10 protein-coding genes are annotated in these 17,302 nt (G+C 31.5%); 5 read left to right on the forward strand and 5 right to left on the reverse strand.

Features of this window, described 5'->3' with window-relative positions; all coding sequences use genetic code 11:
* Positions 1-129 precede the first annotated feature (129 nt).
* On the forward strand, positions 130-1,200 hold the full coding sequence (gene aroB, locus ABD816_RS07290) for a 3-dehydroquinate synthase (protein ID WP_344926015.1): 1,071 nt from the start codon (positions 130-132) through the stop codon (positions 1,198-1,200).
* Between the two features lie 45 nt (positions 1,201-1,245).
* On the opposite strand, the gene ABD816_RS07295 is transcribed toward aroB, so the two are convergent.
* A complete protein-coding gene (locus tag ABD816_RS07295) occupies positions 1,246-1,731 on the reverse strand; it encodes a hypothetical protein (RefSeq protein ID WP_344926017.1) in 486 nt (161 codons plus the stop codon).
* A gap of 341 nt (positions 1,732-2,072) precedes the next feature.
* Entirely contained in the window at positions 2,073-2,879 is an 807-nt protein-coding gene (locus tag ABD816_RS07300; protein WP_344926020.1) for a polysaccharide lyase family 7 protein, read from the reverse strand.
* 293 nt (positions 2,880-3,172) lie between these two features.
* Between ABD816_RS07300 and ABD816_RS07305 the strand changes: the two genes are divergently transcribed.
* Positions 3,173-3,889 (forward strand): hypothetical protein, encoded by a 717-nt coding sequence (locus ABD816_RS07305; protein ID WP_344926021.1) that lies wholly within the window; start codon positions 3,173-3,175, stop codon positions 3,887-3,889.
* Between the two features lie 539 nt (positions 3,890-4,428).
* Here ABD816_RS07305 and ABD816_RS07310 read toward each other — a convergent pair.
* From ABD816_RS07310 to ABD816_RS07320, 3 genes are all read right to left on the reverse strand, one after another.
* Entirely contained in the window at positions 4,429-7,854 is a 3,426-nt protein-coding gene (locus ABD816_RS07310; protein WP_344926022.1) for a VIT domain-containing protein, read from the reverse strand.
* 238 nt (positions 7,855-8,092) lie between these two features.
* The gene (locus ABD816_RS07315; RefSeq protein WP_344926024.1) at positions 8,093-9,535 is read right to left on the reverse strand and encodes an SLC13 family permease; all 1,443 of its coding nucleotides are present in this window, start codon (positions 9,533-9,535) and stop codon (positions 8,093-8,095) included.
* Entirely contained in the window at positions 9,536-10,057 is a 522-nt protein-coding gene (locus tag ABD816_RS07320; RefSeq protein ID WP_344926027.1) for a hypothetical protein, read from the reverse strand.
* A gap of 386 nt (positions 10,058-10,443) precedes the next feature.
* Between ABD816_RS07320 and uvrA the strand changes: the two genes are divergently transcribed.
* The 3 genes from uvrA (at position 10,444) to ABD816_RS07335 (ending at position 17,231) form a co-directional block, all read left to right on the forward strand.
* Entirely contained in the window at positions 10,444-13,275 is a 2,832-nt protein-coding gene (uvrA, locus tag ABD816_RS07325; RefSeq protein WP_344926028.1) for an excinuclease ABC subunit UvrA, read from the forward strand.
* A 105-nt stretch (positions 13,276-13,380) separates the two neighbouring features.
* The gene (locus ABD816_RS07330) at positions 13,381-14,070 is read left to right on the forward strand and encodes an LOG family protein (protein ID WP_344926029.1); all 690 of its coding nucleotides are present in this window, start codon (positions 13,381-13,383) and stop codon (positions 14,068-14,070) included.
* Positions 14,071-14,483: 413 nt separating this feature from the next.
* Entirely contained in the window at positions 14,484-17,231 is a 2,748-nt protein-coding gene (locus ABD816_RS07335) for a gluzincin family metallopeptidase (RefSeq protein WP_344926032.1), read from the forward strand.
* Positions 17,232-17,302 lie beyond the last annotated feature (71 nt).

Below are 17,302 nucleotides of genomic sequence, written 5' to 3' on the forward strand. Positions count from 1 at the left end.
TATCAACTACAATTACAATAATATTATCAGTTACTATAGCCTTGTTATGAGATATCTACAAATATAGAACTTAAGAGTGTATTTTATTACAAATTCTACTTAATTTCGTAACCTACTAAACTACCTTTTATGAAGCCTATAGTTTCTAAAGATTCTATTGTATATTTTAATGATGACTGTTATACGGCATTGAATGCTTATCTGGAAAAATCCAATCATTCTAAGCTTTTTATTCTGGTTGACAGTAATACCTATGAGCATTGTTATGCGAGATTCATGAGTCAAATACTAGGAACGTATGATATTGAAGTAATCGAAATCGAGCCAGGTGAGATTAACAAAAATATTGAAACCTGTACCAGTATATGGACAGTGCTTTCTGAGTATGGAGCAGACAGAAAAAGTCTGATGATCAATCTTGGTGGTGGCGTTATTACAGATCTTGGTGGTTTTATAGCTTGTACTTATAAAAGAGGGATTAACTATATCAATATTCCAACATCTCTGTTAGCAATGGTTGATGCATCTGTAGGTGGTAAAACAGGTGTAGATTTGGGCAATCTAAAAAATATGGTAGGTGTTATTAGTGAATCCGAAATGGTATTGGTAGACACAGAATATCTGGGAACACTACCCGTGAACCAAATGTGTAGTGGTTTTGCAGAAATGCTAAAGCATGGATTGATACAGGATAGAAACTATTGGGAAAAAATGAGTGATCTCTCTAAATTAACAGTAGATGATCTGGATCAGTTAATTTATGATTCTGTAGTTATAAAAAACAAAATTGTTACTGAAGATCCAACAGAACAAAATATAAGAAAGTTTCTTAATTTTGGACATACCCTGGGGCATGCTATAGAATCCTTCTACCTTACCCACCCTGAAAAACCAACACTTTTACATGGAGAAGCCATTGCCATTGGTATGATTATGGAAGGATTTTTATCTAAAGAATTATTATCTGTTACAGAAACAGAACTTACACAGATGAGTACCATAATTTTAGCCACATTTCCTAAACTAAATATTGATCCTAAGGATCATCAGGAAATTATTAAACTATTAATCCACGATAAAAAAAATGAAAAAGGAAATATCTATTTTGTGTTACTCAATACTATTGGTGATGCCAAATATAATTGTAAGGTTTCTGATAAAATGATTTTAGAATCCTTTGCTTATTATGCTTCATTATAAATAAAAGTTCATACTAACTCATTTCATAAGTAGAAGAATATACCCCTAGTTTTCTATTCTTTTCCAGACATTATTCTCTGTTTTTTGATAATAATATAATTCATATTGTTCGCCCACTATACAACCCGGTAATGTGGGCTTGTAAGGAAAGTCTTTTATAACTACTTTTTTATTGGCTGGATTATAGATTGGCTTTGATACATTATGAATATAATGTGAATCATAGATACTATCCCATTTTTTAGTAGAATCATGTCTGTTATCATCTTCAAAATAAGTCATATATTCATCTGGATATATCGCTCTTACGCCATGTAATTTTGACATATCCCAATTATTTTTAGTGTACACAGGAAAATATGCATAGGTGTTTTGCCTTGTTAAAGGTATTTCAAGATCATTATGTATAGCAATCAAATTTTCATCCGGACTTATCAACTGTCGATTACTGAATAATAAAAGAGAATCTTTTCTTTTTAATTCTTTAATAAAATAATGATTCATTAAAGAATATATTTCGGTTTCCGTCATTTGAAATTCAGACTTTTTAATTTCTTTTTTGCATCCTAAAAACAGAAAACACAAAAAACAAGTTACTATAAACTTCATATAGATTTTGATTATTTTTAGTATCTATTTAATGATAGTTTTTATATTACATTACTTCATCAAGGTACGCGCATTCTTTAAATTAGCAAAAACTCTAATTATACCTGACTGGCATATAATATAGAAAAAATAATACTAAAATTTAGTACTTATATCGTTACTAAGTAATAGAAAAGCCTGTAAACGGTAATTTACAGGCTTTACATTATATTTAATTCAATATAAACAATTAAAGAACTAATCTATGACTATGATACTAGCAATTAATCATCAAAATAAAAGTATCTAAACGTAATTTTTGGTTGTTTATCATCTCCTTCTGTATAAACTCCAGCTTTAAAATAGTACGTATTTGAGTAATTATTCCATGAACTAGTTGGTGTAATTGTTTCTTCTATTAATACTGTACCATTTGTCTTTTTTACTTTTACCGTTGCTTTGTTTCCTAAATACGTAATTGACAGAATATAGTTACTACCTTGAGAATATGTTCCACCGGTAAATGTTTTGTAGGTTCCTGAACTATTAGATGGATTATTTGTAGTTACTTTTATTTTTATTTTACGATCATCATCAATGTACACCCTTAACCAAGGTCTGTTAACACCATTTCCTCTATTATGGACTTGTGCTATTGTGACTCCGTTTTCTGGTATGGATTCTACTTTTGCCAGATAAGTCATTTTTTTTCCACTATATAGACTTGACTGATTCTTTTCTTTCCATTCGCTTCGGTTACCATCAGTTTTTAAACTCTTCATTGTATAATATCCATTAGAATCTTTATCATACCAACTTTCATTATCTATACTAGTAGAACTAAAAGAACTTGTAGACCTACTATTTTCTCCGGATAACCAACTTGTTTCAATATAGAAATCAGAAATTTCAAATACTTTCCAAGCTGCCTTTAATTCTGGGTCATCGTCTAATTCTAAGTCATCTTTAGAATCTACCAATGATTCATCAGAAATAATTTCGTCAACTTCTTCATTTGAGCAACTAGTAATTAGAATAAATAGCGAGAGTATCGCTGTGCATAACATTGAGTAATTTTTGAGCTTTTTCATGAGAATGTGTTTTTAATAAATTAAATTGGTCAACCAATTAACATTATCAAATATACATAATTTTTTGAATAATATTTACATATACATAATTTTAACGTTTTAAAAATAAACATATGGTAATTAACATATTAAAACATTAAATTATAGTTATCTAAAGTCATTCCTTAAACACTTGTATGATCCCAGATCACTTGTTATTATAAGTGTTCCTCTGGTTACTAATTCCCTATTTTAAATAAAGGTATATCAGTCAACTTTTATATCTTTGGTCATAAATCAAAATAAACTTTATCTTGAAAAAGCGACTTTTTAAATTCCTCAAAATATTCTTTGGCAGTCTATTTGCATTTTTATGTATCGGAGTTGCAATACTCTATTTTACATTAAATGAAAAACTACCGGAAGGTCTTGCTGGAATAGAGGCGGATAATTTAGCACTCAACATTCAAAAAGCTCTTAAACATGATAAATATGTGAACACCAATTATATTCAATGGACGTTTAGAAATAAGAATCACTATCTATGGGAGAAAAAGTCAGGCAAAGTTACAGTAAAATGGGAAGATTATAAAGTAACTTTGGATCTACAGTCGCCTGATAATAGTATTGCTTACAAAAATGACATATTGCTTACAGCTCAGGAAAAGGAAGATATTATAGCCAAAGCATTCGCTAATTTTAATAATGATTCATTTTGGGTCGTGGCTCCTCATAAATTATTTGATCAGGGTGTTAAACGTAAAATTGTAAATCTGGAAGATGGCTCTAAAGGATTATTAATCTCTTATGCCTCAGGCGGTACCACTCCAGGAGATTCTTATTTATGGAAAGTAGATGAAAACTATATTCCTACGAGTTATCAGATGTGGGTTTCTATTATACCTATTGGTGGTATCGAAGCTACTTGGAATAATTGGATTACAGCTGAAAGTGGTGTATATCTTGCACAAGATCATAAATTATTGGGTATAAATATTCCAATTTCTAATCTTAGAGCCTGGAATGATTAGAAAAAAGTAGTAATTATTATAAATGGTTTAGCATAAGATTATAGTCTCTAAGATAAACATAGGGAAATTATAAACAGTAACCCTAATTTTAGTTTATTTATATCATTAATAGTATGTGATTTGTATATACGCTTATACATAGCAATATTGATGATACCATCTGGAAAGTTTTTATATTATTGATGATCGGAGGATTGATTTATTTTCCTGTTTTTTGTATCAGTAATTTAATCCTACTTATTTTATTGAAAAATCCAGATAAAAATTTTATTTCTTTTTTTTCTCCTGTAATAATCATTGCAACAATAAGCTTGATTACGGCTAAAATAAATTTGATGGATAGCCTTTTATGGAAAATTTTCTTACCAGCTAAGTTTATAGTTAGCCTACTTGATCATTTACATTACAAACAGAATACTTTTACGAATTCATTAAATCCCTAAAATAATTGATATACTGAAGCTATTAAATGACGTAAAGAAATTATTGGCTCTGTCTATAACTATTTGTACTTTGTAATAATACTTATCTGAATGATTTTAAAACTTAATCGTCGCCCCTAATACATTATCAGCTTCTTTAGTCAGCGTTAATACTTTTTCAGTACGTTCTTCTTTTTCTGTTCCAAAATATTTATACATCTCAATGGTTAATCCCACAGGACCATGTATAGTCTGCTCTCTATCTGCATAAAAATCGACCAAAACCGTATAAGTTCCTTTATCTGCAGTTTTCACAAGAATTTCTTCTGGCCCAAAACCATCAGTAATATCTGTATTATATCGAATTGTATCGGATTCATCATTACTATAATAAAAATCATCACCAGAGGGAGTAATCAGATGTAAATCAATATCTGTATCATTTGATGTCCAGGTTAATACCACTCTAAGATCCGCAGATATAGTATACTCATTAACCACTTTATCTGATTTCTTTTTTAAAATGTTATTATAATCATTGTACAGTGTATTCAATACTTCTACATAATCATAAGGATCCGCATTACGTTCTATCCAATCTCCATCTAACGCATTTTCTAAAATTGCTATGGCTTTCAGGTATTTTTTATCTAATGAATAGGTAACTGCAAGATCTCTATATGCTATAGGTTGATCTGGTCTTAGCTCTAGAATCTTCTCAAAAAACGGTATCGCTTCTTTATATCGACCTATAGAACGTAATTGATATGCGAGCGTTCTTATATTTTCTTGATTATCCAATTGTATTTCTGCAATATTTGACCAGATTTTTGAAGCCGTTGCCGGATCATCTTCTGCGAATAAACTACCAGCTATTATATAGAAACCTACAGCTTGCTTTTCTTTTTCTGTTATTTCCATATATTTTTCATAACGTTTCTCTGGTGCATATTTTTGAATTTTCTCTAAAGAAGCAGGCATATCAGTCCATACTTTTTTAGATAAACGATGATCAATGTACTTATTAATTTCAATAGGAATCTTAATCATATCATCGGCTACATAGTCTTTTGTATACACAAAAATAATCCCGTCTCTTCCTAGATCCCCCACTAATCCAGTTGCTACCAATGGAGGTATTATTTCTAATGAAAAGACATCTTCCCAATCTAAATACTCCAATTCATCTACTCCATACTCCCACTCTATATTACTAAAATCATATTCTTCATAATCCTCAAAAACCAATGGATTCGCTCCCAGAACTACATGATTTTCTTTCTTCTTTATAAATAACTCTTTTCCATATCTAAAAACCTGATAATTATCCACATCAGGAGCATTCTTAAGAAAATCATCTGGATTCTTGTATTTCTGAACATTGGCATACCCATAACCTACCACCACTATCTCGTCTAATTGTGCTTGATCTCCAAAGAAATCTTCAGTATGAGCCCCATCTACTACTTCTTTTTCTAAAGTTTGGTATCCAATGTATTGATACACTAGTATGCTATGAAGTGGTACTTCTATAGAAAAATTTCCATCAAAATCTGTAGTAGTGCCCTCAGCCGTTCCTTTTATGATAATATTGACTCCTGGTAATCCCATATTATCAGCTTTAGTAGCAATAGTTCCTGTCACTAAAAAAATTCCGTCTCGCAGTGTTGCTGTTGCAGTCACCTTAGCATTCATATTTCCTGATTCTTTAGAAGGCTCATCAATTATGGGCTGGGATTGCTCTGGCAAGTTTAAGGATTGAATGGCATCCAGATCATGCTCTAATGTGTCGTATTTAGCTTCCAGTTTATCTTCATCATGTTCCAAATCATTATCAATTTTTTTAAAATTAGCTTCTATTTCCTTCGCTTTTTCTGGGAATTGCCAAGTTAGTAAATCTTCTAGTTCATCTACCTGATCTCTTTTAGTATCTAACACTTTTAATTCTTTATTCATTTTGGCCAATTGCAGATTATCTAGATATAATTGTTGCCATTCTGTAATAGGTGGCAAAATTTCATTATCAATGTAATCTTCTAATGTTTCTAAAACAATAAGTGATGTGTAATCAGTAATTAGATGATATTTTAATCCCAGCAAAAGTAATTGTTCTTTGTGTTTAGTAGGATACAAGCTCAACTCCTGTACCTTTTGTATTACAAACATACGTTTTAGGTCTATTACTTCTTTTGCTATCGCAATAGGAATAACTACGTGTTCAGCACTTGTATTAACTCTGAATTTCGGAGATATAACCTCAGATTTATCACCTCTGGCAATAGATCTAAACTGTGTACTTACTACTTTTGCGTTTATCCTTGGATACTGTTCTTTTATTGATTCCTCTAGATATCCAGAAAAAACATTAGACGGGTATAACATTAATGCTACAGAAGAAGATATCGATTGATTTTCCAGATGAATATAAACCCCTGCATTATCTCTGGCAACCGATTGTAATTTTGATGGGTTTATTGTAGTTTGTGAAGCGATCGTAAACGTTGGTATATCCGTATTTATAAAATGATCATTTCCAAAGTTACTTAGACCATCACTGCATAGAATATTGATATCTGCATTGGGTAATTGATTTATACAACCATACTGGGTTGCACCGTCATATTTTATATTGGTAAGAAATTTTTCAAGTTTTTTTGTTTTACCATTTCGGATTTTGATATTTTTTTCTTCAACGACAGATGAATTAAAAAGAATGATATTAATATCAAAGGTTTTAACTTTTTTAGCAAGAGCTTTTATGAATTCTATTTCTTTTGTTACTAATCCTTTTCTTGATCTGGAGCAATCCCAGAGAATATTTATACTTTGAGGAATCACCATCACCTTATCAGAAACAGGAGTAGCGACACTGGTATAATAGAAATATTCATCTTGGTATTGTTGATAAAAACCAAAGTGTTTTCTTTCAGGAACGATTGTAATTGCAATATTCTTTGTGCTATCTGACATTAAGGAAATAACTCCTTTTTCTTTTTTTAACTCAAAAGATGATATATTTTCTAATCTCAAATTTTCTGAGAAACCTATAAAATCAATATGAACACTTTTTTTATCAATTTTTTCCTTAAAATCTAACATTGCAGTAAACTCAAAACCTCCTTGATTCCACACAAAAGTATCCAGTATTTCTAACGCAATAATCCTACTACCCTTTGCCGGTATCGGATAAATGCGCGTTTTAAAATTATTCCCCTCTGTTTTTTCTAGTAACCCAGGATCAATTCCCCTACTTACAATTTCTTCATACGCCGTTTGTCCTTTCGTTTTATCTACACCTACTGCTTTTCTTAATGTTCCATCTATATCCAATGAGTACCCGATAATTGTTTGATGATCTGATAAAGGAAATTGTAACTCTCCTGATAATTGCATATCAAGATTATTAAAAACCTCTATGGTATAGGTTGTTATTCCAATATCTCCTATAATCTTAGCTTCGATACTAATTTCCTTTATCGAAATCCCTTCATCTTCTTCCATTTTAATCAATGCCGCTTGACCTAGTATTGATATTGAATGCATAAAAATGAAAAACAATATTGGGATGTTTCTAAGTATATTTTGCATAGTGCACACAGATAATTAATTGATCATTTATTTTCAACATAAAGAACTACAATTCTATCGTTGTATGAAAATAAAAACTAGGCAAAGCGCCCTTTTATCTAGGGAAAGTGTTTAAAATTTAAGTGATAGTAATAACATTCCTCAATTTTAGATCTGATGACACCTAACTTTTTCCAGAAACCATATCATTAGTCTAAAATAACAGTGGTACATAAAACTCAAAAAGTAAAATCAATAAAATTACAGAAATAATATTGAGGATCAATCCTACTTTGACCATTTCGGAGACTTTTACATGTCCGCTAGCAAATACAATTGCATTAGGTGGAGTTGCCATCGGTAGCATAAACGCACAACTGGCAGCCATCGTTACCGGAATCAGCATATGCAATAATGGCACATCGAGTCCAAGAGCGATTCCAGCTACTACAGGCACAAAAATAGTGACCAAGGCTACATTACTCATTAATTCTGTCATAAACAGCATAACCATAATAAGCAAAGATGCAATAACCAGTACACTTAATCCCTGATAGGTGGCAATCCCATTTGCAATAAGTTCAATAAGTCCTGCATGTTTTAATCCAGCAGCTAATGCTAGTCCACCTCCAAAAAGAATCAAGATCCCCCAGGGTAATTTCTGAGTATCACTCCACGTTAAGGTAAATTCTCCTTTATTAAAATGAAAAGGAATTACAAAGAGAGCAAAAGCTCCCATCATACTAATTCCGGTATCAGTGAGATAAAAACTCGGAAAAAAACCAGTAATTGTTGTCCTTGTAATCCACAAAAATATCACAAGACTAAAAATTAAGAGTACTCTTCGTTCAGTACGTTTTATAGGTCCAAGTTTTTTAAGTTCTTTATCGATAATTCCATTAGATTCAGAAAAATTTGTTATCCTATTAGGATATATCCATTTTACTACGACAAAATAAACAATACCCACCATCACTATAGAAAACGGAAATGCTAGTAACATCCAATTCAAAAAAGAAATTTCTATCTGATATTCATTTTCTAAAAACCCTACTAATACAGTATTAGGTGGTGTTCCTATAATGGTAGCCAACCCTCCTACATTTGCTGCAAAAGCGATTCCTAACATAATACTCAATGCAAAATTGCGATCATTTTTAGTAAACCCATCTTTATCATCAATCAATAATTGAATTACTGAAAGTGCAATAGGCAGCATGACTACCGTACAGGCTGTATTACTAATCCACATACTCATAAATGCAGTGGCTATCATAAACCCTAAAATAATCCGATCCGGACTAGAACCCGTAATTTTGATGATGGTTAATGCTATTCGCTTATGCAAATTGACTTTCTCTAATGCCAATGCCATAACAAACCCGCCAAAAAACAAAAATACTATAGGGCTCCCATAACTCTGAGAAACTGTCTTAAGATCTAATACACCCACTAAAGGAAATAAAATCAACGGAATCAATGCGGTAACAGTTATAGAAACAGCTTCTGTCACCCACCAAATGATCATCCATGTCGCAATAGAAATCACACGATCCGCTACTTCAGAAATCATGGTACATGGCAAATTAATCAGTACTAAAAATAACACAGGTCCTGCGACCAATCCTATTTTTTTAATCAAAGGATATTGAGTCATTTATTTTTTACTACTCCCTACAAAATGTTGAGACTTATTACTAAAAAGCACATTAAACGTAGTTAGACTACCATATATTCGCGAGATATACTGCTGTAAATCTACTTTATTCTGATCATCCAGATCAGAACTATTAATTTTCTGTTCCATCACTCTAATACGATCTCGTACCATCACTATTTTATGAAAAAAAGTATCGATAGGAATTTCTTTTGAAGATAAATTAGCATCCGCAGGTTGCAATATCAAAGTTCCTTGTTTCCACTTATCGGCAATAGGAACTATTTCTGAGATATCACTGTAGCGTTTTAATAACTCACGCATGGTTTTTTCTACTTCATAAAAACTCACAGTATCCACTTCATTGGCTACTCCATCAATAACTTCAAATTCTGAATCTACATCAATGGTTTCTAAACCATTATCTACAAAAGTTACCCAATACATTTTTGATGTTACATTCGTAACAACACCTACCCCGTACTCAGGGTGATTTATTCTGGAACCTATGCCTAATATCATGTGTTATCTTTTTATATTCAAATATAAAATTATTTAACAAAATCAATCAAACCTGCTCGTATTTAAAAATATTCAGATGTCCATAATTGGATAACAGAACATTTTTTTAGTGAAAATTTGTCAAACACCTACAAGAAAAGAAAAGTAAAAAACGAACTAAAATTAGAAAAGATGACGAAAAATAAATAATGATAGGTACCGGATATACTAATGCAGTAATTGTCAAAAACAGTATCTATTTCAAAATTTGAAACTCTTTAAAAAATCAGAACTTTTAAGACATTCATTACATAAGTAAAAATAACACTCATTTAACAAATGTAAAAGCAAAGTGCATTTTACTAAAACGTTACAATTGTCTACCTTTGCAACCTTGTTAAAAATTTATGACAAAATCAGAAGGAAATATTGAGGTTTTAGGAGCCAGAGTTCATAACCTTAAAAATATTGATGTAACAATACCTCGTGAGAAACTGGTAGTTATTACTGGTTTATCCGGATCGGGCAAATCATCTTTAGCCTTTGATACTATATATGCAGAAGGACAGCGCAGGTATATCGAAACATTTTCTGCTTACGCTCGTCAATTTCTGGGAAGCTTAGAACGTCCGGATGTAGATAAGATTGATGGATTATCTCCTGTAATCGCCATTGAACAAAAAACAACGAGTAAAAGTCCTAGAAGTACTGTAGGCACTATTACAGAAATATATGATTTTTTAAGACTTTTATTTGCCCGTGGTAGTGATGCATATAGCTACAATAGTGGAGAGAAAATGGTAAGCTACAGTGATGAGCAAATCAAAGATCTGATCTTAAAGGATTATGAAGGAAAAAAAATTAGTATTCTTGCTCCTGTAATCAGATCCAGAAAAGGTCATTATCGCGAACTTTTTGAACAAATCGCTAAACAAGGATTTGTAAAAGTACGTACAGATGGTGAAATCAAAGATCTGGTTAAGGGAATGAAACTGGATCGTTATAAAATGCATGATATCGAAATTGTCATTGACAGAATTGCCGTTAGCAGCTCTACCGATAACTCTAAACGATTGATGGAAACTATTAATACAGCAATGTATCATGGAGATGATGTATTAATGGTAATTGAACAAGAATCACAGGAGGTGCGTTTTTTTAGTAGAAATCTGATGTGTCCATCCAGCGGAATTTCATACCCTAATCCAGAGCCAAACAACTTTTCTTTTAACTCACCAAAAGGTGCGTGTCCTAAATGTAATGGTATAGGGAATCTATATGAAGTGAATCTTACTAAAATTATTCCTGATGATACTAAATCTATAAAATCAGGTGGATTAGCACCACAAGGACCCCAAAAAAATAATTGGATATTTAAACAATTAGAATTAATTGCTCAGCGATATAATTTTAAGTTGACGGATCCTATCAAAAAAATCCCTAAAGAAGCGATGGAAATCATTCTTCACGGAGGAAAAGATAAATTTACTGTAAATAGTAAATCACTAGGAGTTAGCAGAGAATATAAAATAGAATTCGAAGGAGTCGCTACATTTATTGAAAACACCTATTTTAATACCGATTCTACTTCATTAAAGAGATGGGCAAAAGAATTTATGGATAATGTAAAATGTCCACAATGCCTTGGATCCAGATTACGAAAGGAATCTTTATACTTTAAAGTTGGTGAAAAAAATATAGCTGATTTAGCTAATATGGATATCATTGAGTTGGCGGATTGGTTTAAAAAACTACCAAAGCAACTCAATAAAAAACAATTAAAAATTTCAGAAGAAATTCTAAAAGAAATAAATGCACGGCTACAATTTTTAATTGATGTTGGTCTTACCTATTTATCTTTAAATCGAAGTAGTAAATCACTCTCTGGTGGAGAAGCACAGCGGATCAGATTAGCAACACAAATAGGATCCCAATTAGTTGGCGTACTCTATATCCTAGATGAACCCAGTATTGGATTACATCAACGTGACAATGAGAAGTTAATCAATTCATTGGTTCAGTTAAGAGATATCGGTAATTCTGTAATTGTAGTAGAGCATGATAAGGATATGATCGAGCGAGCGGATCATGTCATTGATATTGGTCCGCGGGCCGGAAAATATGGTGGAGAAATAATTAGTGAAGGTTCACCCTCAGATTTATTAACTCACGATACGCTTACAGCGCATTACCTAAGTGGTAAAAAAGAAATAGCTGTCCCAAAAAAACGCAGAAAAGGTAATGGAAAAACTATTTCATTAAAAGGAGCTAAAGGAAATAATCTAAAAAATGTTTCTATTGATATTCCGCTGGGCAAAATGATTGCAGTTACCGGAGTATCAGGAAGTGGTAAATCTACTTTAATTAATGAAACCCTTTATCCCATTCTCAATGCATACTATTTTAATGGAGTCAGAAAACCAATGCCTTACAAAAGTATCAAAGGGTTGGAACATGCAGACAAAGTAATTGACATCAATCAATCACCTATAGGACGTACACCAAGGTCTAATCCTGCAACATATACGGGTGTATTTTCTGAAATCAGAAATCTATTTTCTAAAACTAATGAAGCCATGATCAGGGGATACAAACCAGGTCGTTTTAGTTTTAATGTTACCGGAGGAAGATGTGAAACCTGTAAAGGGGGTGGATTACGAGTAATTGAGATGAATTTTCTACCAGACGTATATGTAGAATGCGAGACCTGTCAGGGAAAACGATTCAATAGAGAAACACTGGAGATTAGATATAAAGGAAAATCTATTTCTGATGTATTACAAATGACAATTAATGAGTCTTGTGATTTCTTTGATCAAATTCCAAAGATATACAGAAAATTAAAAACGATTAGAGATGTAGGACTTGGTTATATCACACTAGGACAACAATCTACAACACTATCAGGTGGAGAAGCACAACGAATAAAATTAGCATCAGAATTATCAAAACGGGATACTGGTAATACTTTTTATATATTAGACGAACCTACAACTGGTTTACATTTTGAAGATATCAGAGTATTAATGGATGTTTTAAATACATTGGTAGATAAAGGAAATACCGTTTTGATTATTGAGCATAATCTGGATGTAGTAAAAATGGCTGATTACATAATTGATATCGGGTATGAAGGTGGCAAAAATGGAGGAAAAGTAGTTGCAAAAGGTACTCCGGAACAAATTATAAAAGATAAAAAAAGTTATACAGCCCAATTTCTTAAAAAAGAATTAAGTTAACTACGCATTAAAACAATCCATAGTTAAAAAAATTAATAATAACAACTTGGCGAACCTTCTGGTTTCAATTTAATTTGCAATTAAGGTAAGCTACAAAAACAAAATATGAGAGACGAGCAAAGACATAAAGGATGGAATGAGATAAAAACAAATGACTCATGGGCTATTTTTAAAATCATGGGAGAATTCGTAATGGGGTTCGAAAAAATGAGTAAAATAGGACCATGTGTTTCCATTTTTGGATCAGCAAGAACTAAAACCGATGATAAGTATTATGAATTAGCTGTAGATGTCGCAAAAAAAATTGTAGATCATGGATACGGAGTAATTACAGGAGGTGGACCTGGTATCATGGAAGCAGGTAATAAAGGGGCTCATTTAGGAGGTGGAACTTCTGTAGGGCTTAATATTGATTTACCATTTGAGCAGCACGATAATCCATATATAGATAGTGATAAGAGTCTTGATTTTGATTATTTTTTTGTTAGAAAAGTCATGTTTGTAAAATACTCACAAGGTTTTGTAGTGATGCCAGGAGGTTTTGGAACCTTGGACGAACTTTTCGAAGCAATTACATTAATCCAAACAAAAAAAATAGCAGTTTTTCCTATTATTCTGGTAAGCACAGAATTCTGGGGCGGACTAATGGATTGGATAAAAAGTACTTTATTAGAAAAATTTGGTAATATCAGTGCCACTGATTTGGATTTAATCCATATTGTTGATACACCAGAAGAAGTACTTCATATTTTAGATAAATTCTATGGCAAATATAACCTAAGTCCTAATTTTTAATATTTCAGTTTTTTGTAAAAGCATAATAAATATTAGATAATAGTATAACTAACAACTGTTTTTTTAGCCTTATTTTAAGACTAAAAATGAAAGTTAGTAATAATTTTATAGAAAAATTTTAATTCGTTTGATGGAATAGTAGTACTATTGTTATTTACGTTTTTATTTCTATCATACCATAAAGGAAGTAATCAATAATAAAGGTAAGTTATAATTTATGAGTTATATAAAAGTAACGGATACATTGTAACTAAAAATTTGAACCAAATATAATTATATGCAGCTACAAATAAGCAGACCGCAGAAACAATTCCCATTAATTTTTTGAAGAGAAATTGAGTTTATATAAATTATCATATATCGTTATCTCTCTATTTGTATGTAGTGTAATAAATGCACAGCATAGTACTGTTATGGATGCAGTATTAAATACCAAAGACAACACGATCACTATAAAACAAGAGCTTACTTACATAAATAATTCTTCAGATACTTTACAGGAAATCTTACTAAATGATTGGGCAAATAGTTTTAGCGATAAAACCACACCATTAGGTGAACGTTTTTCTGAAGATTTTTTAAAAAGATTTCATTTTGCAAAAGATGATGAATTGGGAAGTACTACTATACAATCTATTTCAGCTTCCTCAGGCGAGTCAATGCTCTGGGAACGCTATGAAGGCATTGCTGATATTATAAAAATATCGTTGAGCACACCTTTATATCCAGAAAACCAAACCATAATAAACTTATCATATCAAGTAAAAATTCCGGATGAAAAATTTACACGATACGGATTTTATAAAAATGGTGATATCATTTTAAAACATTGGTATCTGGTACCCGCAGTTTACGATAAAAAATGGCAAATATATAGTCATAAAAATCTAGATGATTTTTATGCTCCCCCAGTAGATTATCAAATTAATTTAACCCTTCCTATAACCTATGAACTTACAAGTGAATTTGATCAGAGTGAACTTTCTTCACCCGATAAAACACGTAAGATAATACGAATCGAAGGAGCAAGCAGAAATGAAGTAAATTTATATCTGGAACAAGAAAATTCTTTTTATAATTTTAAAATGAATGGGCTTACTCTGGTTAGTAATATAGAAGATAATGAATTAATGCCTGCTATGAAAAATGTAGCATCTTTAAGAATTATAAACTTCCTCAAAGATCGGTTGGGCCCCTACCCTTTTAATAAAATATTAGTTTCAGAACAAGACTATAAAAGTAATCCTGTGTATGGACTTAATCAGCTTCCTGATATTGTGCGGCCATTTCCAGATGGTTTTCAATATGAAATTAAACAGCTTAAAAGTATTACAGAAAGCTATTTAGAAAAAACGTTGCTCATCAATCCTAGATATGATGCCTGGATTAAAGATGCTATTCATATCCATCTTATGATGGCATATACTGATAAATATTACCCAAATATGAAAGTCATAGGGAGTCTAAGTGATATCATAGGGATTCGCTGGTTTCATGCAGCAGATATTGATTTTAATGATCAATATTTTTTAGGGTACAAAAATATGGCTCGATTATTTCTGGATCAACCTTTAACTCAGCCGCAGGATGAACTCGTTAAATTTAATCAGAATATTGCCAATGCCTATAAAGCTGGTATAGGTTTTAAATACTTAGAGGATTATCTGGAAGATGATAATATTCTAGCTGATGCTATTCGAGATTATTACAATCAAAATGTTTTAAAACTTACTAATTCTAAAAAGTTTGAAACAATTTTAAAAAATGGAACTAATAAAGATATTAATTGGTTTTTTGATGAATTCGTACAATCTAGTGATGATATTGATTTTACCTTTAAATCTGTAAAAAAACGAAAGGATTCTCTAGAGGTTACGATAAAAAACAAAGGAAATAACAATATGCCTATATCTCTTTCTACATTTCGAAATAAAGCACTTATTTCTAAAACGTGGATTAAAGATATCAATGGCACAAAAAAAATAAAGATTCCAAATGATGAAATTGACAAGCTAGTTTTAGATTACGATCAGTTGATACCAGAAATCAACAGACGTAATAATTATAAAAACCTAAAAGGGCTTTTTAATAAACCTATTCAATTTCGGTTCTTACAAGATATAGAAGATCCCACCCGAACTCAGATTTTTTACATTCCAGAATTTGAATTTAATGTGTATGATGGAATAACTATTGGTTCTAAGTTCTACAATAAAACATTTATAAGAAGAAATTTAAGCTACAAAGTTACTCCTAGTTATGGTTTCTTATCCAAAAGACTAATAGGATCTGCTTCTATACAGTATCGTCATAAAATTGCTGATTACGACCTATTCCAAATGAGATATTCGTTTAGTGGTAGTACCTTTAGTTATGCTCCGGATTTATTATTCAGGCGTTTTTCTCCAGGTATCGACTTTATATGGAGACCAGAAGATTTAAGGTCTAATGAGAGCAGACGATTATCTGTTAGGAATATTAGTGTATTTAGAGATAGAGATCTGGAAAATCCAGTGAGCACACCCGATTATAGTGTTTTTAACGCTAGATATCGATATTCTGATTTTAATTTAAAGAATGTCACTTCTTATTTGGTAGATTATCAATTGAATAAAAACTTCGGAAAACTATCCACGACAATTAATTATAGGAAATTATTTTTAAACAACAGACAGATAAATCTTCGCTTTTTTGCAGGTGCCTTTTTATATAATAATACTGAAAAGGATGGAGATTTCTTTAGTTTTGCTTTAGATAGACCAACAGATTATTTATTTGATTTTAGCTATCTCGGAAGAAGTGAGGACGAAGGACTTGTGAGTCAACAAATTATACTAGCAGAAGGAGGCTTTAAATCTAAATTAGATACTCCGTTTTCTAATCAATGGCTGACTACATTTAATGCCAATACTAATATTTGGAACTGGATATATGCTTACGGAGATGTAGGACTTGTCAAAAACAAAGGTGTTTCCCCTAAATTTGTTTATGACAGTGGTATTAGACTTAGCTTAGTTGCTGATTATTTTGAATTATTTTTTCCGGTAATGTCCAGTAATGGTTTTGAGATGAACCAACCTAATTATAATGAAAAAATAAGGTTTATCATTACATTAAGTCCGCAAACTTTGATTGGTCTTTTTACCAGAGAATGGTATTAAATCACTATTTCCTACGTACCTAAGTTATCAGGTTACACTCTTTACAACTACATTTTTCAATAATACTTACT

The organism is Aquimarina addita (genome assembly GCF_039539305.1).
Classification (GTDB): Bacteria; Bacteroidota; Bacteroidia; order Flavobacteriales; family Flavobacteriaceae; genus Aquimarina; species Aquimarina addita.